We start from the raw sequence: 23,149 nt of genomic DNA on the forward strand, positions 1-23,149 counted from the left end.
CAATCGGGTAAACTCGCTGGCATTGCTGTCTGGAGTTTTCTATGCGTGAAGCTTTGAACCAAGGCCTGATCGATTTTCTCAAGGCCTCCCCTACCCCATTCCACGCCACTGCGACGCTGGCTCGCCGCCTCGAGGCAGCCGGTTACCAGCGGCTGGACGAGCGCGAAAGCTGGAACACGGTGCCCGGTGGGCGCTACTACGTGACGCGCAATGACTCTTCGATCATCGCCGTCAAGCTCGGCAAGCATTCACCGCTGATCAACGGGCTGCGCCTGGTGGGCGCTCACACCGACAGTCCCTGCCTGCGCGTGAAGCCGCAACCTGAATTGCAGCGCCAGGGCTTCTTCCAGTTGGGCGTCGAAGTCTATGGCGGTGCGCTGCTGGCGCCCTGGTTCGACCGCGATCTGTCGCTGGCCGGCCGGGTCACCTTTCGCCGTGACGGCAGGGTCGAGAGCCAGCTGATCGACTTCCGCCTGCCGATTGCCGTGGTGCCCAATCTGGCCATTCATCTCAATCGCGAGGCCAACCTAGGCTGGGCAATCAACGCACAGAACGAACTGCCGCCGGTGCTGGCCCAGGTGGCCGGCGACGAGCGGGTCGATTTCCGCGCGCTGCTGACCGAGCAATTGGCACGCGAACACGGGCTGAACGCCGACGTGGTGCTCGATTACGAACTCAGTTTCTACGACACGCAAAGCGCCGCGGTGATCGGCCTGCACGGCGATTTCATCGCCGGCGCGCGGCTCGACAATCTACTGTCCTGTTATGCAGGCCTGCAGGCCCTGCTCGATGTCCAGGGCGATGAAAGCTGCGTGCTGGTGTGCACCGACCACGAAGAAATTGGCTCCAGCTCTGCCTGCGGCGCCGACGGGCCAATGCTCGAACAAGTCCTGCAGCGGCTGTTGCCCGAGGGCGACGAGTATGTGCGCAGCATCCAGCGCTCGCTGCTGGTGTCGGCCGACAATGCCCATGGTGTACACCCCAACTATGCCGACAAGCACGACGCCAACCACGGGCCCAAGCTCAATGCCGGGCCGGTGATCAAGGTCAACAGCAACCAGCGCTACGCCACCAACAGCGAGACGGCGGGGTTTTTCCGCCACCTGTGCATGGCGGTGGAAGTGCCGGTGCAGAGCTTCGTGGTACGCAGCGACATGGGTTGCGGCTCGACCATCGGTCCGATCACCGCCAGCCACCTGGGGGTCAGGACCGTCGACATCGGCCTGCCGACGTTTGCCATGCATTCGATTCGCGAGCTTGCCGGCAGCCATGACCTGGCGCATCTGGTCAAGGTGCTCGGGGCGTTCTACGCCAGCAACGAGCTGCCCTAGCTGCACGCACGCGGGGGACGCTCACGGTTCCATTCTTCGTGGCCGGCCCTCGGCGGGCCCAGGGCGGACCACCCAAACACCGATCTACAGGTGATTCCACTGATGGCCCTTTTCCTGCGCTTGGCGCTTGCAGTCCTGTTGCTACTGCCGATCACCGCCCAAGCCGTTGCTTTGCCTGGGTTGCTGGGGGGGAGTTCGGAGAAACCCGCCGAGCAACCAGCCCAACCCTTGGGTCAGTCCCTGGATCAGGTGATCCAGACCCTGGAAAACGACCAGCAACGCACCAAACTCTTGAGCGACCTGAAAAAGCTGCGGGACAGTACCCGGCAAGCCCAACCCGCCGCCGAGCAGGGCGTGCTGGGCATGATCGGCAGTGCCTTGGCGCACGTCGACCAGCAGTTTTCCGGCGATAACAGCCCGTTCCAGCGTTGGGGCGCGGAAGTCGCCCTGGCCCATGAGGAACTGCAGGCGCTGGCCCTGCCGATGGCCGAATGGCCGCCGATCATCGGCGCGTTTCTGCTGATCATTCTGGTGTGGAGCCTGCTTGCCTACAGCCTGATCTGGATTGGCCATCGCGTGCGTGTTCGCTTCGGTCTGTCGGAAGAGTTGCCGCAGCATCCGCGTACCCTCGACCTGCTGCGCTTTGCCTTGCGCAAGCTCGGTCCCTGGCTGGTGGCGCTGGTCATCACCGTGTATGTGGGCTACGCCCTGCCCTCTTCATTGGGCAAGAGCCTGGCGATGGTGATGGCCTACGCGCTGGTGGTCGGCACACTGTTTTCCGCGATTTGCGTGATCGCGTTTTCCCTGCTCGACGGGCCGCATCGACACCGCGCGCTGAACATCCTGCGTCACCGTGCGTTTCGGCCGCTGTGGCTGATCGGCAGTTTCGCCGCCTTCGGCGAGGCGCTGAGCGATCCACGAATGGTCGCCGCGCTTGGCCAGCACCTGGCACACAGCGCGGCGACCCTGGCCAATGTGCTGGCGGCACTGTCGACCGGGCTGTTCATCCTGCGCTTTCGCCGACCCATTGCCCACCTGATCCGCAACCAGCCGCTGTCGCGACGCCTGACCCGGCGAGCCTTGAGCGACACCATCGAGATCCTCGGCAGCTTCTGGTACCTGCCGGCGCTGGTGTTGGTGGGCATCTCGCTGTTCGCCACGTTCTTCTCGGCTGGCGACACCAGCACGGCTCTGCGCCAGTCGTTGATGTGCGCGGTGCTGTTGATCCTGTGCATGGTCATCAATGGCCTGATCCGTCGTCACGCCCTGCGCCCGCCCAAGGGCCCACGGCGTCATGCCTTGTATTCAGAGCGCTTGAGTCACTTTGCCTACACCTTGATGCACCTGCTGATCTGGGTGGTTTTCATCGATCTGGGCCTGCGCGTATGGGGCATGTCGCTGATCGGCTTCACCGAAGGCGATGGCCACGAGATCTCGGTGCGCCTGGCCAGCCTGGTGGGCACCCTGATCTTCGCCTGGCTGGTGTGGATTCTGGCAGACACCGGTATCCACCATGCCCTCACGCGCTCGCGCAAGGGCATGGCCAATGCGCGCGCGCAGACCATGATGCCGTTGATCCGCAATGTGCTGTTCGTGACCATTTTCATCATTGCCGCGATCATTGCCCTGGCCAACATGGGCATGAACGTGACGCCGCTGCTGGCCGGTGCGGGCGTGATCGGCCTGGCGATCGGTTTCGGTGCGCAGTCGCTGGTGGCGGATCTGATCACCGGGCTGTTCATCATCATCGAGGACTCATTGGCCATCGACGATTATGTGGATGTCGGCGGGCACTTGGGCACCGTCGAGGGCCTGACCATCCGTACCGTGCGCCTGCGCGACATCGACGGCATCGTGCACACCATTCCGTTCAGTGAAATCAAGAGCATCAAGAACTACTCGCGGGAATTCGGCTATGCCATCTTTCGCGTGGCGGTGCCGTACAGCATGGGCATCGACGACGCCATCAAGATGATGCGCGAAGTGGGCCAGAAGATGCGCAGCGACCCGTTGCATCGGCGCGATATCTGGTCGCCGCTGGAGTTTCAGGGCGTGGAAAGCTTCGAGTCGGGCACGGCGATCCTGCGGGCGCGATTCAAGACCGGGCCGATCAAGCAGTGGGAGGTGTCGCGGGCCTTCAACCTGGCACTCAAGCGGCAGATGGACGAGGCCGGGCTGGACCTGGCGACGCCGAGATTGAGTGTGCAGGTGATCACGCCGGGGGCGGCTGGCGAGAAATAGCGGGGCGCCCTTCGCGGCCGATGACCGCTCCTACAGGGGGTCTAGGCTTTCGCGGCCACTGACCGCTCCTACGGCGATCCAGATCTCCCGTAGGAGCGGTCATCGGCCGCGAAAGGGGCGCCGCGGTGTCATAGGTTCACCACATTGGCGATCCGCACCGGCGCGCTGTCGTCGATTCGCAGGTTGTGGAAGTCGAACAGGTTGCGATCGGCCAGCTGCGATGGCATCACGTTCTGCAGGCTGCGGAAGATGCTGTCGGTCCGGCCAGGCGTCTTGCGCTCCCAATCCACCAGCATGTCCTTGACCACCTGGCGCTGCAGGTTTTCCTGGGAACCACACAGATTGCAGGGAATGATCGGGAACTGCTTGAAGTTGGAGTAGGCCTGGATGTCCTTCTCGTGGCAGTAAGCCAGCGGCCGAATCACCACGTTGCGCCCATCGTCGGCAAGCAGTTTGGGCGGCATGGCCTTGAGCGAGCCGTTGAAGAACATGTTGAGGAAGAACGTCTCGACGATATCGTCGCGGTGGTGCCCCAAAGCCATCTTGGTCGCGCCGATCTGGTCGGCGAAGTTGTACAGGGTACCGCGACGCAGGCGCGAGCAAAGCGAGCAGGTGGTCTTGCCTTCCGGGATCAGCTCCTTGACCACCGAATAGGTGTCCTTCTCGACGATGTGGTACTCCACGCCCAGTTGTTCCAGGTAGGCAGGCAATACGTGCTCAGGGAAACCGGGCTGCTTCTGGTCCATGTTCACGGCCACGATGCTGAACGCGATGGGCGCCACCTTCTGCAGGTGCAGGAGCACGTCGAGCATCGTGTAGCTGTCCTTGCCTCCCGAAAGACAGACCATGACCTTGTCGCCGTCTTCGATCATGTTGTAGTCGGCGACGGCTTCACCCGCCAGCCGGCGAAGGCGTTTCTGCAGTTTGTTCTGGTTGACCGAAAGAGTGCCCATGGCAACAGGATCCGCGAGGTGTGTGACAAAAGCCGGGCATTTTACGCGCTTTGGTGCGTTGGGTGTACCGCCGCTGCAGGCGATCCCTGCGCGTGGCACCGACGGGTGGCTCGGCAATGCCTGAACGTTGCGGCATAATCGGTGCACCTGGAGTGTGTCAAAGAATGCCCGAGCAACTCAATCAACGCGTCGAAGCCTGTTTCCGCCAGGCGGAACTGTTTTTCAAACGGCCTTTTCGGCGCCCGGTGGTCAGCACCAAGCTGCGCGGGCAGAAAGCCGGCGTCGCGCACCTGCATGAAAACCTGCTGCGCTTCAACCCACAGCTCTACCGCGAGAACAGCGAGGACTTCCTCCACCAGACCGTGCCCCACGAGGTCGCACACCTGGTCGCCCATCAGTTGTTCGGCGACCGTATCGCGCCCCATGGCGAGGAATGGCAACTGATCATGCGCGGTGTCTACGAGCTGACACCGCACCGTTGCCACAGCTATGCGGTGAAACGTCGCCAGGTCATCCGTTACCTCTACAAATGCCCCTGCCCCGACAGCGACTTCGCCTTTTCGGCCCAGCGCCACGGCATGGTCAGCAGAGGCCGCCGCTACCTGTGCCGGCGATGCCGCCAGACCCTGGTGTTCAGCGGTGAAACGCGCGTGCAATGATCGTCATTCCCTTGCACGACGAGGCTGGGCAGAATGCGCACATGAATACAGCCCTCCCCGCTTGCCTGAGCGATCTGCGCCAGCACTGGCCATTGCCTGAGTGCGTGCCCGGCGCACAGTTGTTCAGCAACCGTTTCGATCACAGTGCGTTCACCACCGAGGATTTCGCGCGGTGCGGCATCGTGCCGCCTGCGTCGATCCAGCGTTCGGTGGCCAAGCGGCAGGCCGAGTATCTGGCTGGACGTGTCTGTGCACGCGGCGCACTGCTGGCCCTCACCGGCGAAGCGCAGGTACCGGTGATCGGTGCCGACCGCGCGCCAATCTGGCCAGCACAGACCGTAGGATCGATTACCCATGGCAGCGGTCGCGCCGTGGCCGTGGTCGCCAGCCGCGATCACTGCCAGGGCCTGGGCCTGGATATCGAGAGTCTGCTGCCACCGGCACGCGCCGAACGGCTGCGCGCGGAAATACTGACCCCGGCCGAACAGGCCCGGATGGACCCCAACCAGGTGGACACAGTGGTGACCCTGACGTTCTCGCTCAAGGAAAGCTTGTTCAAGGCGCTGTATCCGCTGGTAGGCAAGCGCTTCTATTTCGAACATGCCGAAGTGCTGCATTGGTCTGCCCAGGGACAGGCACGCTTGCGCCTGCTGATCGACCTGTCGCCGCAGTTCGGCAGTGGATTCGAAATCGACGGGCAGTTCGCCTGGCTCGATGGACATCTGTTGAGCCTGGTGGCGGTCCGTTGAGGCCACCCCGATGGCTGCGCGCTCGGCGTCCTGCGGCCTTGCTCATCGCGCTGGGGCTGTGGGTCAGTCTGACCGCCGCCGTTGATCTCGACAGCCCGCGCCTGCTGGATCAGACGCTGAACAGCCAGGACTCCCGGCACTCCATCGCCCGAATTCTCGCCTCGCATCCGTCGGTGACTACGCCCTATCAACGCGCCCAGGACTTCCTGCAGGGACAAGGGCTGGCCAGCCATACGACAACCTCTTGGGACGAACTGGATACGCTGCCTGCACGCGGCCACAGCTTGATGCTGCTGGACCGGAAGACGCCGATGTCGGCCCAGCAAGTCGACCGACTGCTGGGCTGGGTGCAGCGTGGCGGCCGCGTGCTGGCGGTCGCCGACGCCTTGTGGAACGAGGCCAATGCCAGCAGCGGGGATGCGCTGCTCGACCGTCTGCAGATTCGCGTGCAGTCGAGCTCGCAGTTGCCGCAATTGCCGCCGGCCGCGGGCGACGACTACCCCTCGCTGACCAAGCTTTATCTGGAAGACGAATCGGCGCCGGCCTACATGGGTTTCGACACGCAACGCCATCTCGATGACCCGACCGGCAAGGTTCAGTCCTGGGCCAACAGCAACGGCGCCACGCATTTGATGCAGATGACCTACGGCGAGGGCCTCATCACGCTGGTCAGCGACGCGCGGTTGTGGACCGACGAGCAGATCCAACGCTACGACAACGCCTGGTTGCTGTGGTACCTGAATCAGGGCAGCGAGGTGACCTGGCTGTTCGAGCCGGTGCCTGAGCCGCGCCGGCGATACGCGCCGTGGGTATTTGCCGCGCTGCTGCTGGCAGCCGTGCCGGGCCTGTGGTGGATCAGGACGCGACAGCGTCCACATCGTGCGCCGACCCTGCTGGACCGGGGTCAGCTGCGGGTCGTTCGTGAGCAGGGACGTCGGTCCCTGCGCGAGTTGGGGCCGGGGGAAGTACTGGGCGCCCTGCAGCGCGACCTGTTGCAGCGTGCCTGCCTGCATCATCCGGGCTTCGAGACGCTCGCGGTAGCCGAGCAATGGCAGGTGCTGGCTCAACTTTCGCAGCAATCGACCCGCAGCATTGGTGCCGCGCTGATGCCCGTGCGCGGTCGGCGGATGCCCGCTCGAGTGTTCACCGGTACCGTGGCGCAACTGCAGAGCCTGCGTGACAGCCTGGGCCCGATTTCAGCCGCAGCACGTACCGGCCATTCGATCGGTGCTGCAGTGGGGGCGGTCGAGCCGTCAGGGGGGCCGGCCGGCCGAGCGGTGATGATCCTCCTCGAGTGCGGCGCCTGGTCCGGTCACCGAGGGGCGCATTCCAGCGACCTGAAGCATGCCATGCACGCGTGCCTGCAACTGGGCGAGGCGGTACTGGCTGACGGATTCGCCGTCGGCCTGTACGTATCTTCCAGCGAACCGCCCGTGTACCTGATGCCTCGATCCGGCGCCGAGCAGTTGCAGCGCATGGGTGAAGCGCTCGCGCAACTCGAGCCCTGCTCGGTAACCGGCGATCCTGCCGCGATCATGGATGTCTTGCACGGCGAGGGGTACGACTGCGCGCTGGCGGTGATGGTGACCGGCTTTCATGCCGGCATCGAGTCGACGCTGCCCCATGCACTGAGCAGGGTCACATCGCACCACCCGGTGTTGCTGGCCAGCCTGCGCGATGAGGGGCTCGAGCGGCTGCGTCAACAGCCGGTCCGCACCCACCGCGACGCTCTGCTCTACTGTGGCGCGATGCAACACCTGCTGTTGCGTCAGCGCCTGCACGATCGGCTGGCCGCAGGCAGCGTCAATGTCGTGGACGCATGGCCTGGGGAGATCGCGGCGGAGTTGCTGATGCGTTATCGAAGCCTGAGTCAGCCGCGCACCTGAACCGCGAAAGCCCCTCAGGCCGACGTGCCATGGGGATGGAAGGTGAAATAGTGGCGCAGGGCGTCGACCAGCTTGAGAAACTCGGTGGGCGCCTGGCCCTGCAGTTCGAAGCCTGAATCGTAGTGCCCCGGCGTGGCGTCTTCATGACACCACAGGCAATGAGCGGAAAGGTCTATGAGCTTGGGCTCGCCTTCGACCGACGGGATTTTCACCTGCAGCTCGAACACCGGCCCGACCAGCAGCGGCAGCTCGCTGATCAACATCAGCCCTACATCCGAAACGTTGCCCATGTAGCCCATGGCACGACCGGTGTGACGGTTGTAGACCTTGAGGTAGTACGGCAGTTGATGCCGCTCGATCCGACGCTCGGTGTACATGATGGGCCTGCTGTAGATATCCGGCATATGTGTCGTGCTCATCCTCTGTCGTTTCGTAGGTCTACTCGTCCAGCGTAGCCCAGGCCTTCTGCAAGGCCGTTTCAGGGTACAGGAAATTTACCTCAGAATGCCGCCGGCCGTGGCTGCGCGGGCACACCCGGACGCACGTGGCCCAGTTGATCGAGTGTCTGCAGACGCGCCTGGGCGCGGTAGGCATACTCGCTGGAAGGATAGCGGTTGATGATGTACTGGTAGGTCTGGGCGGCGTCGACGTATAGCTTCTGGCGCTCCAGGCACTGGCCGCGCAGCATCGAGACTTCCGGTTGCACATAGGGTCGCGACCGGCTCTTGCGGTCGACCTGGGACAGTTCCAGCACGACCTTCTCGCAGTTGCCGTCGTCGTAGGCGCGGTAGGCGCTGTTCAAGTGCTGGTCCATCGACCAGCGGGTGCAGCCTGACACGGCGATGGCCAGGGCAATCAATACAAGCGCGCGCATGGGATTCTCCTGCCGCAGGGGGGTATCAGGGTTTATCGACCCGTTGCCGGGAATCTTCAATACCCAAGGGTTGGATGCCGGTGTACGCGAATCCTCCCGGCCAATTCCTCTTCATGTTGTGCAGAGGAACGATGACTACAGCGCAATTGAGGAGTAGCCTTTGGCAGCGCTTCAATAAAGGAGTCAGTGCATGACCGTTCGCCGTACCAAAATCGTTGCCACCCTGGGCCCCGCCTCCAACTCGCCGGAAGTGATCGAACAACTGATCAAGGCCGGTCTGGATGTCGCTCGCCTGAACTTTTCCCACGGTACACCGGATGAGCACAAGGCTCGCGCCCGTCTGATCCGCGAGATCGCTGCGCGTCTGGGGCGTCACGTCGCCCTGCTCGGCGACCTGCAAGGTCCGAAGATCCGCATCGCCAAGTTCGCCAACAAACGCATCGAACTGAAGGTCGGCGACCGCTTCACCTTCTCTACCAGTCACCCGCTCACCGACGGCAACCAGGAGGTCGTGGGTATCGACTACCCGGACCTGGTCAAGGATTGCGGCGTGGGCGACGAACTGTTGCTCGACGATGGCCGCGTGGTCATGCGCGTGGAAACCGCCACCGCCGACTCGCTGCACTGCTCGGTACTGATCGGCGGTCCGCTGTCCGACCACAAGGGCATCAACCGCCGCGGTGGTGGCCTGACCGCGCCGGCCCTGACCGAGAAAGACAAGGCGGACATCAAGCTTGCCGCCGAGATGGACCTGGACTATCTGGCCGTGTCTTTCCCGCGTGATGCGTCGGACATGGAATACGCGCGCCAGTTGCGCGACGAGTCGGGCGGCACCGCCTGGCTGGTGGCCAAGATCGAACGCGCCGAAGCAGTCGCCGACGACGAGACCCTCGACGGTCTGATCCGCGCCAGCGACGCTGTCATGGTGGCGCGCGGTGACCTGGGTGTGGAGATCGGCGACGCCGAGCTGATCGGCATTCAGAAAAAGATCATCCAGCACGCTCGCCGCAACAACAAGGCGGTGATCGTGGCGACCCAGATGATGGAGTCGATGATCCAGAACCCGATGCCGACTCGCGCCGAAGTGTCCGACGTGGCCAACGCCGTGCTCGACTACACCGACGCCGTGATGCTGTCTGCCGAAAGTGCTGCCGGCTCCTACCCGATCGAAGCCGTGCAGGCCATGGCGCGGATCATCGTCGGCGCGGAAAAGCATCCGACCAGCAAGAAGTCCAGCCATCGTCTGTACACGCAGTTCCAGCGGTGCGACGAAAGCATCGCGCTGGCCGCCATGTACACCGCGAACCATTTCCCGGGCGTGAAGGCAATCATCGCGCTCACGGAAACCGGCTACACCTCGCTGATCATGTCGCGCCTGCGTTCTTCGGTGCCGATCTTCGCCTTCTCGCCACAGCGGGCTACCCAAGCCCGTGCCGCGATGTTCCGCGGGGTCTACCCGGTGGACTTCGATCCGGCCGTTCTGCCGCCGAGCGAAGTGAGCAAGGCTGCCATCGACAAGCTGCTCGAGATGGGCATCGTGCAACAGGGCGACTGGGTCATCCTGACCAAGGGTGATAGCTACGCGCAAACGGGTGGCACGAACGGGATGAAGATCCTGCACGTGGGTGATCAGTTGGTCGATTGATGATTGATCGTTGAAAGACCAAAGGCCCCGGGGTGAACACCTCGGGGCCTTTTGCATTTCTGTAGGAGCGGTCTGTGGCCGCGAAGGGTGCGCTGCGGTAGGTCAGGTATAGCCTGGGGCTCTTTTCGCGGCCGATGACCGCTCCTACAGGGGACGGTCATCGCCTCAGCCGCGGCCGACGAAAACATCGCTGTAAAGCTGACTTCTGGGCAAACCCGCCAGGAACAGCCGTCGGGAAAACTCTTCCACGCTGATCGGCGAGCCACACACCAGGGCGATGGTCTGGCGCGACAGCAGGCGCAACGGCGGTGGCTCGCCTGCCGGAAACTGCTCTACCGCAAGATTGGGATGAAGCTGGGCAAGTGCGCGCAGAGGTTCATCCAGGTAATGCTCGTTGGCCATGTGCAACAACCGGATGGGGCCGTGATGATCTTGCCGCAACGCCTCGCGCAGTACCGCCCACAAGGGTGCCAGACCCGTACCGGCGGCGAACAACCACAATGGCCGAGCCTGCCATTCAGGGTCGTAGTGCAAGGCTCCACCGCGCACCTCGCCCAGCTGCAGGGCATCGCCAACCTTGAAACGACGAGCCTGGTCGATGAAGGCACCGGCGCGTCGACAGTCCAGATGAAACTCCAGAAAGTCATCGGCCTGGGCGATGCTCGCAATGGAATAGGGCCGCGCGATTTGCCCACCGTCGGGTGCGGTCGTCCACAGCACCATATGCTGGCCAGCGTGATAGCGCAGCGGCCGTTCCGCCCGTAGCCGCAGGCGCAGCACGTTCGTCGAAGGCCAGTCACAGCCGATCACTTGCGCCGTCACACCGTCGCCCTGTGGATCGAACACCGCCACCTGCAAATCCTCGACAACGTGACACTGACAGGCCAGGCGCCAGCCCTGCTCACGCTTGGTGGAATTCAAGGCATCGGGCTTGCGGTCCTGTGGTTCGCCGCCAACGCAGCGCACCAGGCAAGCGTGGCAACTGCCGGCGCGACAACTGAAGGGCACCTGCAGGCCGGCCTGGTTGAGTGCGTCGAGCAGATTGCTGCCTGCCGCCACCGTCCAGCGCTTGCCACCGACGTCCAGCTCAGGCATCGGCCATGTCCCACGCCGCCGCGCAGCGATTGCGGCCTTCGCCCTTGGCGCGATAAAGCGCCTGGTCGGCACGCTGCAACGCGTCGTCCAAGTCGTCGCCCGGCACCAGCATCGTCATGCCCACCGACAGGCTCAGATTGGCTGCGCCCAGCCCTTGCGGATCGGCGTCGGCAAAGGCGCTGCGCAGCCGCTCGCAACAACGCACCAGCTGGTCTGCGTCGACTTCGGGCATGAGCAGCACGAATTCTTCACCGCCGTACCGCGCCAGTACGTCGCCGTCGCGCAGGCAGTTTTGGGTCAAGGCCGCAAACGCCTGCAGCACCTGGTCACCGGCCGCGTGGCCGTAAATATCGTTTATGCGCTTGAAATGATCGAGGTCGATCAGCGCCAGGCCATGCTCGACACCGGGCTTGAGTGTGGCCAGTTCGCGCGAGGCCAGGCGCAGGAAGTGTCGACGGTTGAACAAGCCTGTCAGCTCATCGGTGGCGACCAGGTCTTCGAGCTGGCGCATCATGCCCCGCAGGGTGTCCTGGTGGGCCTGCAAGGCATAACGGCGTTGGCGCATGCGTTGGCGCGAGGTCTGTACATAGCTTGCATACATGCACAACCACAGCAGCACTACCAGCATGGCGCAGATTTGCAGGGTGGCCAGGCCCGGGTCCGGCAAGGCCATGCGGTAGGCTTCCCACAGGTTGACCCCGCCGAAAGCGACGAACACCACCAGCGCACAGCGCACGAAAGCTAGACGCGGCAGGTGGAAAACACCGAACAGCAGGATCAACACATACACCACCATGAAAGTGCCGCGCGCCACTTCAAGGTTGCCGATCAACCAAGTGTGCCAGGCCACGGCAAGCAGCACCTGAAACTCGGTAAGGCTGGGATCGCTAAAGCGTTGATTGGCACCGCTGCGGAAAACCCAGTACAGCGCGCCCTGGCTGATCGCAACCAGGCAGGTAGTGCTTACCGCCGTCACCAGGGACACACGGCAATACTGCGTCAGGACCGCCACCCACACCAGCGCCACTACCAAAGCGTAAGTGCCGGCGGCCAGTGAGAAACGCTTGATCAGTAGATGTTGCAGGGTGGACTCGGTCACTCGCAGGCTCGCTGTGCTGAATGGGAATCCCTCCCCTGATTGCACCGTAATAGTGCAAAGGCGTGATGCCATAGTAATGGCCAAGGGGTGAAATAACTATTCAATTTTGGATTGCTCGACGAAGTCTACTGGCTACCGGACCAACGGCGTATCCGCCTGGACACCACGCCAACCCGCCAATCCAGAGTGTCAGCTCGATCCAGCCGCGCTATACTGCCGCGCCTTTTTCGCGCCGACCTGCTACAAGTTGACGCACCTCGAAAGCCATGCGCCAGGCAAGACCTGACCCGCTTTTTCAACGAATGTTCCCCAACAAGAGGAGCGCGCCCCATGACCGTGATCAAACAAGACGACCTGATTCAGAGCGTCGCCGACGCCCTGCAATTCATTTCCTATTACCACCCCGTGGATTTCATCCAGGCCATGCACCAGGCCTACCTGCGTGAAGAATCCCCGGCGGCGCGCGACTCCATCGCCCAGATCCTGATCAACTCGCGCATGTGCGCCACCGGCCACCGGCCGATCTGCCAGGACACCGGCATCGTCACCGTATTCGTGCGCGTAGGCATGGATGTACGTTGGGACGGCGCCACCATGGGCCTGGACGACATGATCAACGAGGGCGTGCGGCGCGCCTATAACCTGCCGGAAAACGTGCTGCGCGCCTCCATCCTGGCCGACCCGGCAGGCGCTCGCCGAAACACCAAGGACAACACCCCGGCCGTGATCCACTACTCCATCGTTCCCGGCAACACCGTGGAAGTGGACGTGGCGGCCAAGGGCGGTGGCTCCGAGAACAAGTCGAAGATGGCCATGCTCAACCCGTCCGACTCGATCGTCGACTGGGTGCTCAAGACCGTGCCGACCATGGGTGCCGGCTGGTGCCCACCCGGCATGCTCGGCATCGGTATCGGCGGCACGGCCGAAAAGGCTGCGGTAATGGCCAAGGAAGTGTTGATGGAGTCCATCGACATCCACGAACTCAAGGCCCGCGGCCCGCAGAACCGTATCGAGGAGATCCGTCTGGAGCTGTTCGACAAGGTCAACCAGCTGGGCATCGGTGCCCAGGGACTGGGCGGCCTGACCACCGTGCTCGACGTCAAGATCATGGACTACCCGACCCACGCCGCCTCGCTGCCGGTGTGCATGATCCCCAACTGCGCCGCCACTCGCCACGCCCACTTCGTGCTCGACGGCTCCGGCCCGGCAGAGTTGGAAGCGCCGGACCTGGACGCCTACCCGGAAATCGTCTGGGAAGCCGGCCCGTCGGCTCGCCGCGTGAACCTCGACACGCTGACGCCTGAAGAGGTGCAAAGCTGGCAGCCCGGCGAGACCATCCTGCTCAACGGCAAGATGCTCACCGGCCGCGATGCTGCGCACAAGCGCATGGTCGAGATGCTGAACAGGGGTGAGACCCTGCCGGTGGACCTCAAGGGCCGTTTCATCTACTACGTCGGCCCGGTCGACCCCGTACGCGAAGAAGTGGTCGGCCCAGCGGGCCCGACCACCGCCACGCGGATGGACAAGTTCACCCGGCAGATCCTCGACCAGACCGGCCTGCTGGGCATGATCGGCAAGTCCGAGCGTGGCCCTACCGCCATCGAGGCGATCAAGGACCACAAGGCCGTGTACCTGATGGCCGTCGGTGGCGCCGCCTACCTGGTGGCTCAGGCCATCAAGAAGTCGCGCGTCGTGGCCTTCGAAGAACTGGGCATGGAAGCCATCTACGAGTTCGACGTGAAGGACATGCCGGTCACCGTGGCCGTCGATAGCAAGGGTGAGTCGGTGCACATCACCGGGCCGGCCATCTGGCAAGCCAGGATCGCCGAAAGCCTGGCGGTGGAAGTGCAGTAACGGTCGTTGCGTTACGTTGAAAAGCCCGGCCCAGTGCCGGGCTTTTTGCTTTTGCGAGCCGCATCCCGCGACCATAGCGGCGTTGTCTGGCTTTGCCTACCTATCAGTTCTGTGGATACCCCGCTCTCGGCATGCCCGCTAAAAAGTCGGCCTCTGATTACTCCGATGAGCGAGATACCTGATGACCACCCCTGAACGTCCAGATCTGGTTTCTGAACACGACAACGAACCGCCTGCCGATAACCTGCTACCGGTGCAACCGAACACCACGCCGAACCCGTTGTTCGACAACCTGGTACCGGCCACCCCGCACACTCGCGCGTTGGACCAAATGAGCTTTGCGGACGCGATGCCGGCAATGGGCATGAGCTCGGTGTTCGACATCATCCGCCAGCCCAAGGCCGAATTCACCCGTCAGCTGCGCACCCTCAGCGATGCCGATGGCGACCTGGCCTACGACAATGCCATGTGCTACGCCACCCAGATCGCCCGTTCCTACCGCGAAGACGTCGTGTCCTCAGGCCGCGACCTGCCACTGATCGCCCCGCAGACCGGCGTGCGCGCACTGGTCGACATCGGCCCGAGCTACCCAAACCTGTTCAAGGAGAACTGGGACCAGTTCTGCAAGGTGGGCGCCATCGAAGCCATGGATGGGCCAGTGGCCTACCTGGGCTCGCTGCGCCGCTTTGCCGCCGAGAAAATCGAAGGCGCGTCCACGTCGCCCAAGCGCATCCCGCTGGCCGTGCGCCGGCCCGATCTGGACACACTGGTGATCGATGAGCAGAGCACCTACCAAAGCGTGCCGATGCTGGACCTGGTGAATAACGTGTTGAGCCAGGGCATTGCCGAATATCAAAGGGTGAAAGGCGACACGCGCCCGATTGATCAGTTGCTGGCGGATAAGAAACATCCGTTCGTGTTTCCGTATCACTTTGCGCATCAGCAGGTGAGCTTGGCGCTGGGTGGGAAGAAGCCGGGGCTGGGGGAGATCAATCATGCGTTGAGCCTGGCCGGTGCGTCGGCTGTCGACAGCCCCCTTGCTCAGATCAACTCAGCGGCCCTGCCGTTGATGTCTGGGCTCAGCCCTCGCCAGCAACAGCTGTTGACCCAGCCGCTGGACTTCGCCACGTTCAATATTTCCATGGAAGAGTTGGATCGCACTCAAGAGGCCTCCCGCTTGTGGATGTCTCCGGTGTTCAGCACCACCTACATGTGGGCTAACCACAATGTTTCTTTGTTGTTGCCAACTCAACCCGGATTATTGAATTGCACACCTCAGGCAGAAACCCCCGTTGCCAAAAAGGATGGACAGACAACACTGACAGTAGTCTTCAGCAACGGCACCGAGAGCAAGACTCTCAAGCTGCAAGCCTATGTCCTCTATCTCGGAACAAGTGCCGCACAGAGAAAACTCCTGAACTCCAACATCAATTCCCACAGCAATTCCAATCAGGGCCACTGCATGGCCTTGTATTTTGATCCGGCAGAGAATCCCGGCGTGGACCTTTCAGGGGATTTCCGGGCGCGCCTGCTGATCAATGTAAGAGTCGAGACAGATCGCGGCAACTACCTGGCCCGTCAGTGGCGGCTGGATCTCTACACTCGCCAGAACGGAGTGGGTAGCTGCCCCTTGAGCGAGTCAGAAGCGCAGTTCATGAAGGATCACCTGGGGACTGCGGAACCGGAAGCTCGGGGCATGTCGCTGGCGTCATTCAACACATTGTGCGGCAAAACCGAGCTGGATGCAGACCAACTGGAAGCACTTCTGTGTCAAAAAGGCGCCTACCCGAAGCTGTCCCCCAATTGCCCCATGAAGCACAGCCTGGCCAATATACGGATCGAACGTCGATCCCCCGGTCCGATGAACTACGGGGCCTGCTTCATCAACGGCAACGGCGGCCTGGATGCCGAGCAGACGGACAGGCATCACCTGTTTGCCAATGCCATCAATCTGCACCCGAGCACTACCGGGCAAGCCACGGTTCGCCTGCTGCACACGTCGCCCGATCGCCTCGATCGCCTGCAACGCATGGTGCGTTTGCAGCGCTGGACAGGCCTGCCTTTCGCCGAACTGGATACGCTGATCGTCTCGGCCATGCGTGCGGAAGGTGACAGAAACCACGGCCTCAATACCAACCAGAACACCCTGCGCGTCCTCGGTGCGTATCGTTACTTCAACCGACACTACGCCATCGGTGCCGAAGAGTTTGCCGCGTTCGTTCACGACATCACGCCGTTTGCCTGCGGTGCCCGCATACCCTTGTTCGATCGGATATTCAACAGTCCAGTGTTGTTCGGCGCCCCACTGGTGCTGGATCAAGTTACCTTCAGCCATACCAGCACGGAGCCCGCTCAACAAACCACCGTGAATCAGTTGTGCGCAGGACTCGGCGTATCGCCCGAGACATTCGCCGCCATCGCCGCCCATACGATCACCCCGACGCGTCCGCTGTCGCGCTCGTTACCGGTGGTGTCATCGCTGTACCGACAAGCCCGCATCGCAGGGATGTTCGGGCTCTCGGTCGACGAATGCCTGGCACTTATCTCATTGCTGGGGGGTAACCCGTATCACCGCTCACTTGCCAATGGCCAGTTGAAACCTCTGGATTCCAACAACAAGGACATCCTCGACATCCTGATGGAGCTGGATGAGGCCGTTCACTGGCTGAACACTCACAAAACGACGGTGACTGGGCTGCGCGCCTTGATGGATGCAGACGGTACCCCTGCTCCCGCATCGCCGCTGGTCGAGCGCCTGCAACGACTGGCCAACGACAGCCGCGGTACAGCCGTCACGCCAACGGCCGTGGCTGGATTGGGCTTGCCAGGCAAAGCTGACGGCGCACCCATCGATTGGCACGCTGAACTAGCGCGCGGGGAACAGGCTATCGTCGATACCGCGGGCCTGGTCAAAGCCCTGTCGATGACAGTGACTGATACTGATCGCGAACAACTCATGGCCAAGGTCAGCACTCTGGTCAATGCGGTGGGCCCGGCTGCCGACGCAGTGGCCGCCACCGTGACGACGCTGACAGACTACTTGTTCAGCGCCTTGAGTCGCCAGCAACGCCTGGTTGAAGGCCTGTTGCAGGAACATACCGGCCTGATTCCCGAATTGGCCCTGTGGGTCAGCCGGTGCGCGCAGGTTTCGCCCTATCAATTGCTCGAACGCGTCAACCTGGCATGGCCCGTGGATGCCGAGCAGGATGAGGCAGCAATCGACCTCGTAGTGGCCAATCTAACCACGGTCAGCACCTGCGCCCGCGCCATCAGCTGGGCGAATGTGGGCGCCACCGCGCTGCGCCACTTCGTCGTGAACCCGTCCTGGCTAGGTGACGGCAGCCTATGGCCGCTGACCTTGAAAAACCTGCAGTCGCTCAAGGCCTACAACACCTTGTTCAACACCCTGGGCCAGCCCGAAGAGCGCCTGCTCGGCTACTTGCAGCAGGCCAATGCACAGGTCTCCAAACGCCCCGGCAAACGCCAACTGGCGGTCCAGTCGCAAACCTGCAACGCCGCCCTGGCCAGCTTGTTGGGCTGGAGCGAAAGCGAAGTGGCGGTGCTCACCGCGCTGCTGCCCCAGCAAACCGCCAAGACCGTTGCCCATATCGACTGGGTGCGCCGCGCACAGGCCCTTTCGCTGGAGACCGGCCTCGACGCCGCGACCCTGCTCAAAGCCTGCACCCTGAATGCCGACAGCCCCGAGGCTGACTGGCAGGCGGTGGGGCAGGCTGCCATGGCGGCTGTAAACCGCTGAGTCACTGGGTGTCCAGGCCGGCCTCTTCGCGGGCACCCCGCTCCCACAAGGATCTTCGCTGCACCGCAGCCCCCTTGTGGGAACGGGGCGGGCGGCTGAGCCCTCTGCCCGCGAAGGGGCCGGGCCTGACACCCATTCATACATCCTCAATAACGGAACTCATTGCATGACCATCGCAGCCACACTCAACGAAAGCTTTCGCGACGCCCTCGTGGCCTACTACCTGGGCGAAGTCGTACCCAATGATGCCAAGCTGGCCGAACTTGGCCTGACCAGCAAACTGAAAACCGAAAACGACCTCTACGAATATCTGCTGCTGGACACCCAGGTCACCCAGGCCGTGGAAACCAGCCCGGTGGCCAGCGCCATCGCCAGCGTTCAGCAGTACGTAAACGGCGCCATGCTGGGCATGGAGCCGGGCTACGACGACGTACGCTTCAGCGAAGCACTGCTCAGCGAATGGCGCGATCAGCGCAGCCAGTACCCGCTGTGGGCGGCCAACCAGCAGTTGGCCTGGTACCCGTCGCTGTACATTGATCCGTCGCTGCGGATGAAAAAGTCGGCGTATTTCCAGCAGCTGGAAAATGACATCAACCAGAACCGTATTAGCGTGGACACCACTCAGGAGGCCGTGCAGAACTACCTTGCCAGCTTCGAGGAAGTGGCAAACCTGAGCATCATCAACGGCTACATCGCCGGCACGGATTTCAAGGAGTCCACCTACTACTTCATCGGCAAGTCCCGCGCGGAGGGGGCCTACTATTGGCGGTCGGTGAACATGGCCGAACGCACCTACGTCCGCGGAACCCAAGGGCCGAAGGTCGATAACCCAAGTCCTGGCGCATGGTCGGATTGGAAGCGGGCCAATCTGCCAATTTCCGACAACGCGATCGAGAAAACTATCCGGCCGGTGTACTTCAACAATCGACTGTTCGTGGTATGGGTGGAATTGGCCGACACCGTGGACGCCTCATCCACAGGCACGCTGGAAACCGAGTCGCCTCAGAATGGCACCTATCCCCCCAGAACGTTGGGCGTCGCCAAACCCGCAGTGGCATCCAAACTCCGGCTTCACCTGACCTACAAGAAATACGATGACAGCTGGAGCGCGCCTCAGTGCTACATCGAAATCCACGCGCCCTTGGCTGCCATTACCGACAGCGAAGGCAAAGTCGTCGTTGAAAGCATCGCTGTGGTTGATAACTCCACCAACCCGGACGCGCTGTTACTTGCTTTGTACAGCGGGTACACACGGGATGCCAGTTCTGCTGATGGCGGCAGGGACACGTATAAAATGCTGAAGACGTTGAAGATCGACAAGAACTTCAACAGCCTGCCCATGTTTCCGCAGCGCGGCCTGGTGGACAACACAGATGCCTCGGATCCAGGCGCCAACAGAACGTTAGTGATGCGCACCGGGGTGCTGTTCGCCGATGCCAACAAAGGCAGATTCCAATTCCCCGTATCGGCCGCATCGGTTCGCCTTAAGCAGCCCAGCAGCACGACTTCACCGCATCCACAGAGCGTCGGCCTGAACGGTTGGAACTATGCCGGTTGGCAGCCTCGTATCAAGCAAATCGCCAATGGGACAGAGATCACCTACAACGAGGCCAGTCGGCAGATCAGCTTGACCACTCATATAGACCATGTCTTCGAGGGATCGACCAACCTGACCTTCAGCGCCGTAGGGACCAACAACTACGTATTCACGCTCAAACTCCCCCCGGACGATGGTGCGGATTGGGTGACGCTTGCAGAAGGGTCCACCGTCTCGGCCACCAGCGGATTTATCAAGACGATTTTTTGGGGGCAATTGGGAGTCATGGGTTCAGCTGTGCCGATCGACAACTTCATTCAAGATGCCGTCAACATCCCGACGGTGAGCTTCAACGCCAGCGGTGGCAGTGCCAACTTGCGTGGCAAGAGGGTGAACATGTCACTCATTCGCCAACTGAAAGCTACGCATAGCGATCGTTTCGTGATGAATGCAGTGCGATTTTCAACAGGCCAGACCTATGGCACAGAGGGTACTCTGGCCCACAACGACCTTTCCTTCGCGCAGTACATTGCGCGCCCGGCCTCGATGAGCGTACCTACCCCTGATAGCATGGCACAGAAAGTGAATCTCAAGCTGGGTCCAGCTTATGAGGTCCTTTATCCCAACCAGCATTCTCAAACAATCAGGATCAACATCAACCCAGAAACATTGCGTCCTGATTGGGCGGTCGAATGGCCCGGTGCGCAAAAGGAATTCACCATCATTCACGGCGTCTATGTGATGAGTCGGGCAGGTACGAGCCTAAAGGGCCTCGGCCACTGTGCGAAAGCCACCAAGATAGAGCTGGAGGTTATAAGCGCAGGTTCCACATTAAGATCACCTAAAGTATCGCTCAGTACCAACCCCACTTTGGGTACCGCTGAGTTCATTGACTTTACCGGCTCGACCATCGTCAAGAACGATCAGAACAATGCCGATCGTAAACCGATCCGAATGAATACCCTCTTCGCTCGAAATTTGATCGAGCGGGCCAACGTTGCGCTGGAAAATCTGCTGTCGTGGGACACCCAGACGCTTAGAGAGCCTGCACTGGGCGGCGTCGGCGAACAGCCCATGATGGACTTCAAAGGCGCCAATGGCCTGTACTTCTGGGAACTGTTTTTCCACCTGCCATTCCTCATCAGCCACCGCCTGAACACCGAGCAACAGTTCAGCGAAGCCGAATACTGGCTCAGCTTCATCTTCGACCCCGGCCGCCGCAGCGACAGCAGCGGCCGGCCGGACTACTGGAACGTGCGGCCCCTGGTGGACGAGCTGAGCCGCGAGCGCTCGACCCGCGCTCCGATCGACCCCGACGGCATTGCCAGCGACAACCCCGTGCATTACCGCAAGGCGGTGTACAGCCACTTCATCAAGAACCTGCTGGACCGCGGTGATGCGGCGTACCGCCAGCTGAACCCGGATGCCTTGAACGAAGCGAAGCTTTGGTACGTGCGCGTGCTGGATTTGCTCGGGCCACGCCCGGACAAGCGCCTGGTCAGTGGCTGGAGCCCGCTAACCCTGAGGACCTTGGCCGACTCCGTCAACCTGAACCTGCGGGCTTTCGAACAGCGCTTGATCGAACAAGAGCGCCAGGTCGCCGAGAGCGCCGCCGAAAACGATGGCCGTTCTTTGGTCATCTTTCAGCAACCACCGCTCGCGCTGATGCCGTTCAGTACTGACGCGACCGTGCCGGAACTGGACAGCCCGCATTTCCGTGTAGCGCTGAACCGCGAGCTGGTGCAGAACTGGGACACCGCCGAAGCGCGCCTGCGCAACCTGCGCCACAACCGCACCCTGGACGGCAAGCCGTTGCAACTGCCGCTGTTCGCTGCGCCGCTGGATCCGCGTGCCTTGATGTCGGCATTCGGCACCGGTGCCGCCGGTGGTGGCGCGGGTCGCTTGCTGGGCCAGGAAATCCCGCACTACCGCTTCAGCGTCATGCACAACCGTGCCAGCGCTGCAGTAGAAAACCTGATCCAGTTCGGCACTACCCTGCTCTCGTTGCTCGAACGCAAGGACAACGCTCAACTGCAGGAAATGCAACAGCAGCAAGCCTGGGACATGGCCAAGCAGGCTATCGTTTTGCAGCAACTGGTGCAGGGTGTGGAGGCCGAAGGGCGCAAGGCGCTGTTGGCCAGCCGTGCAATCGCTGAAAACCGTTTGAGCCATTACGCCACCATGGCTTCTGAAGTCGTGAGCGCCGGGGAAGTGTCTGCCGGCGCCTTGCACCTGCAAGGTCGAGTCGCCGAAGGGGTGGGCTTCGTCTCCCAGGCTATCGGCGAGGGCCTCAAGGTAGCGCCCAACCAGGTCGGTGCAGTGGGCGGCGTGATCGCTGGCATGGCCGGTGGCGCAATCGTCGGCGCCACCACGGGCGGCTGGCGCCTGGAAGGCGTCACCGGCATTGCCACCGCCGTGGCCCAGGGCATGGCCACTGCTTTCCATGGCGCGGCTGAAGCCCTGGACCGCACCGAGCAATACCGTCGTCGCCATCAGGAATGGATGCACGCCGAAGAGCAGGCCCAGCGCGAGATCGAGCAGATCGATGCGCAGCTGGCAGTGCACGACGAGCAGGCCAAGGTCACTGCCGAGCAACTGCGTCAGACCGAGCTGATGGTTGACCAAGCGGCTACCACCTTCCAGTTCCTCAACAAGCGCTTCACCAATGCCCAGCTCTACCAGTGGCTCAACGGCCAGTTCGCCACGTTCTACTACCAGGCCTACGACACCACCCTGTCGCTGTGCCTGGCGGCCGAAGCCTGCTGGCAGTACGAGATCGCCGACCTGAAGACCCGCTTCATTCAGCCGGGAGCCTGGAAGGACAGCTACCGCGGCCTCACCGCTGGTGAGTCGCTCAAGCTCAACCTGATGAAAATGGAAGCGGCTTACCTGCAGCGCAATGCGCGCTCGCTGGAAATCACCAAGACCGTATCGGTGCGCAGCCTGCAGGAAACCGACGACAGAAAATGGGCAACGATTGTCGAGGATCTGGGCAAGCCCAGCGGGTTGCAGATCAGTCTGGACCAAGACCTGTTCGACCGCGACTACCCAGGCCAGTACCTGCGCCGCATCAAGCGTGTGAGCGTGACCTTGCCCGCAGTGCTTGGCCCGTACGAAGACCTGGCGGCCATGCTTACCCAGACCTACAGCAAGGTCGAAATGGGCGACACAGTGGGCGCCAACGTCTGGGAAAACATGCGTGCCAGCCAGCAGATCGCCCTGTCCAGCGGGGTCGATGACGATGGCATGTTCACCCTGAACTTCGACGACGAGCGCTACCTGCCGTTCGAGGGCACCGGGGCGGTATCGACCTGGAACCTGCGCTTCACCCGTTCCACACCCGAGCTGTTGGCGGCGTTGAGCGATGTGATCGTGCGAGTGAGCTACACCGCCAAGTCGGCGTAGGTCGGGCGACCGCCTTCGCGGGCAGAGCCCTCTGCCCGCGACAAAGGCGACTCAGCATTCAACG

Annotated in this window: 14 protein-coding genes; 9 read left to right on the plus strand and 5 right to left on the minus strand. The window is 62.3% G+C overall.

Annotated features, from left to right (window positions below; all coding sequences use genetic code 11):
• Positions 1-41: 41 nt before the first annotated feature.
• Both IFT57_RS03255 and IFT57_RS03260 read left to right on the plus strand, forming a co-directional pair.
• A complete protein-coding gene (locus tag IFT57_RS03255; protein WP_192150471.1) occupies positions 42-1,331 on the plus strand; it encodes a M18 family aminopeptidase in 1,290 nt (429 codons plus the stop codon).
• Between the two features lie 102 nt (positions 1,332-1,433).
• The gene (locus IFT57_RS03260) at positions 1,434-3,572 is read left to right on the plus strand and encodes a mechanosensitive ion channel family protein (protein ID WP_122797231.1); all 2,139 of its coding nucleotides are present in this window, start codon (positions 1,434-1,436) and stop codon (positions 3,570-3,572) included.
• A 128-nt stretch (positions 3,573-3,700) separates the two neighbouring features.
• Here IFT57_RS03260 and ttcA read toward each other — a convergent pair whose 3' ends face one another.
• Positions 3,701-4,525 carry a tRNA 2-thiocytidine(32) synthetase TtcA gene (ttcA, locus tag IFT57_RS03265; RefSeq protein WP_122713312.1) on the minus strand — a complete coding sequence of 275 codons (825 nt, stop codon included), beginning with the start codon at positions 4,523-4,525 and terminating at the stop codon, positions 3,701-3,703.
• Between the two features lie 164 nt (positions 4,526-4,689).
• On the opposite strand from ttcA, the gene IFT57_RS03270 reads away from it, so the two are divergent.
• Genes IFT57_RS03270 through IFT57_RS03280 form a run of 3 tightly spaced genes read left to right on the plus strand, consistent with a single transcriptional unit; the run spans position 4,690 to position 7,819 of the window.
• Positions 4,690-5,184, plus strand: coding sequence for a SprT family zinc-dependent metalloprotease (locus tag IFT57_RS03270; RefSeq protein ID WP_122713313.1), 495 nt, complete (start codon positions 4,690-4,692; stop codon positions 5,182-5,184).
• Positions 5,185-5,225: 41 nt separating this feature from the next.
• Positions 5,226-5,933, plus strand: a complete 708-nt coding sequence (locus tag IFT57_RS03275; RefSeq protein WP_192150473.1) for a 4'-phosphopantetheinyl transferase family protein — start codon at positions 5,226-5,228, stop codon at positions 5,931-5,933.
• On the plus strand, positions 5,930-7,819 hold the full coding sequence (locus IFT57_RS03280; protein WP_192150475.1) for a DUF4350 domain-containing protein: 1,890 nt from the start codon (positions 5,930-5,932) through the stop codon (positions 7,817-7,819). Before IFT57_RS03275 ends, IFT57_RS03280 begins: the two co-directional genes overlap by 4 nt.
• A 14-nt stretch (positions 7,820-7,833) precedes the next feature.
• Here IFT57_RS03280 and IFT57_RS03285 read toward each other — a convergent pair whose 3' ends face one another.
• Together IFT57_RS03285 and IFT57_RS03290 are read right to left on the minus strand one after the other, a co-directional pair.
• The gene (locus IFT57_RS03285; RefSeq protein ID WP_122797469.1) at positions 7,834-8,196 is read right to left on the minus strand and encodes a PilZ domain-containing protein; all 363 of its coding nucleotides are present in this window, start codon (positions 8,194-8,196) and stop codon (positions 7,834-7,836) included.
• A gap of 122 nt (positions 8,197-8,318) precedes the next feature.
• Complete coding sequence (locus tag IFT57_RS03290) at positions 8,319-8,693, minus strand: tetratricopeptide repeat protein (protein WP_056843377.1); 375 nt, start codon at positions 8,691-8,693, stop codon at positions 8,319-8,321.
• A 190-nt stretch (positions 8,694-8,883) separates the two neighbouring features.
• Here IFT57_RS03290 and pyk point away from each other — a divergent pair, with 190 nt between their 5' ends.
• A complete protein-coding gene (pyk, locus tag IFT57_RS03295; RefSeq protein ID WP_192150477.1) occupies positions 8,884-10,338 on the plus strand; it encodes a pyruvate kinase in 1,455 nt (484 codons plus the stop codon).
• Positions 10,339-10,503: 165 nt separating this feature from the next.
• Here the strand turns inward: pyk and IFT57_RS03300 are convergent, their stop codons facing one another.
• Both IFT57_RS03300 and IFT57_RS03305 read right to left on the minus strand, forming a co-directional pair.
• A complete protein-coding gene (locus tag IFT57_RS03300) occupies positions 10,504-11,433 on the minus strand; it encodes an iron-sulfur-binding ferredoxin reductase (protein WP_192150479.1) in 930 nt (309 codons plus the stop codon).
• Positions 11,426-12,532, minus strand: coding sequence for a diguanylate cyclase domain-containing protein (locus tag IFT57_RS03305; protein WP_192150480.1), 1,107 nt, complete (start codon positions 12,530-12,532; stop codon positions 11,426-11,428). Before IFT57_RS03305 ends, IFT57_RS03300 begins: the two co-directional genes overlap by 8 nt.
• A 330-nt stretch (positions 12,533-12,862) precedes the next feature.
• Between IFT57_RS03305 and IFT57_RS03310 the strand changes: the two genes are divergently transcribed.
• The 3 genes from IFT57_RS03310 (at position 12,863) to IFT57_RS03320 (ending at position 23,085) form a co-directional block, all read left to right on the plus strand.
• Positions 12,863-14,386, plus strand: coding sequence for a fumarate hydratase (locus IFT57_RS03310; RefSeq protein ID WP_192049922.1), 1,524 nt, complete (start codon positions 12,863-12,865; stop codon positions 14,384-14,386).
• 181 nt (positions 14,387-14,567) lie between these two features.
• Entirely contained in the window at positions 14,568-18,143 is a 3,576-nt protein-coding gene (locus tag IFT57_RS03315) for a Tc toxin subunit A (RefSeq protein ID WP_192150481.1), read from the plus strand.
• Between the two features lie 166 nt (positions 18,144-18,309).
• Positions 18,310-23,085, plus strand: coding sequence for a Tc toxin subunit A-related protein (locus tag IFT57_RS03320; RefSeq protein ID WP_192150482.1), 4,776 nt, complete (start codon positions 18,310-18,312; stop codon positions 23,083-23,085).
• Positions 23,086-23,149: the final 64 nt, after the last annotated feature.

It is taken from the genome of Pseudomonas sp. CFBP 13719, assembly GCF_014842095.1.
Taxonomy (GTDB): Bacteria; Pseudomonadota; Gammaproteobacteria; order Pseudomonadales; family Pseudomonadaceae; genus Aquipseudomonas.

What these genes read in the sequence shown, in the direction of transcription:
- IFT57_RS03255 (WP_192150471.1), top strand. Translation starts at nt 42, where the DNA reads ATGCGTGAAGCTTTGAACCAAGGCCTGATCGATTTTCTCAAGGCCTCC.
- IFT57_RS03260 (WP_122797231.1), top strand. Translation starts at nt 1,434, where the DNA reads ATGGCCCTTTTCCTGCGCTTGGCGCTTGCAGTCCTGTTGCTACTGCCG.
- ttcA (WP_122713312.1), bottom strand. Translation starts at nt 4,525, where the DNA reads ATGGGCACTCTTTCGGTCAACCAGAACAAACTGCAGAAACGCCTTCGC.
- IFT57_RS03270 (WP_122713313.1), top strand. Translation starts at nt 4,690, where the DNA reads ATGCCCGAGCAACTCAATCAACGCGTCGAAGCCTGTTTCCGCCAGGCG.
- IFT57_RS03275 (WP_192150473.1), top strand. Translation starts at nt 5,226, where the DNA reads ATGAATACAGCCCTCCCCGCTTGCCTGAGCGATCTGCGCCAGCACTGG.
- IFT57_RS03285 (WP_122797469.1), bottom strand. Translation starts at nt 8,196, where the DNA reads ATGTACACCGAGCGTCGGATCGAGCGGCATCAACTGCCGTACTACCTC.
- IFT57_RS03290 (WP_056843377.1), bottom strand. Translation starts at nt 8,693, where the DNA reads ATGCGCGCGCTTGTATTGATTGCCCTGGCCATCGCCGTGTCAGGCTGC.
- pyk (WP_192150477.1), top strand. Translation starts at nt 8,884, where the DNA reads ATGACCGTTCGCCGTACCAAAATCGTTGCCACCCTGGGCCCCGCCTCC.
- IFT57_RS03300 (WP_192150479.1), bottom strand. Translation starts at nt 11,433, where the DNA reads ATGCCTGAGCTGGACGTCGGTGGCAAGCGCTGGACGGTGGCGGCAGGC.
- IFT57_RS03310 (WP_192049922.1), top strand. Translation starts at nt 12,863, where the DNA reads ATGACCGTGATCAAACAAGACGACCTGATTCAGAGCGTCGCCGACGCC.
- IFT57_RS03315 (WP_192150481.1), top strand. Translation starts at nt 14,568, where the DNA reads ATGACCACCCCTGAACGTCCAGATCTGGTTTCTGAACACGACAACGAA.
- IFT57_RS03320 (WP_192150482.1), top strand. Translation starts at nt 18,310, where the DNA reads ATGACCATCGCAGCCACACTCAACGAAAGCTTTCGCGACGCCCTCGTG.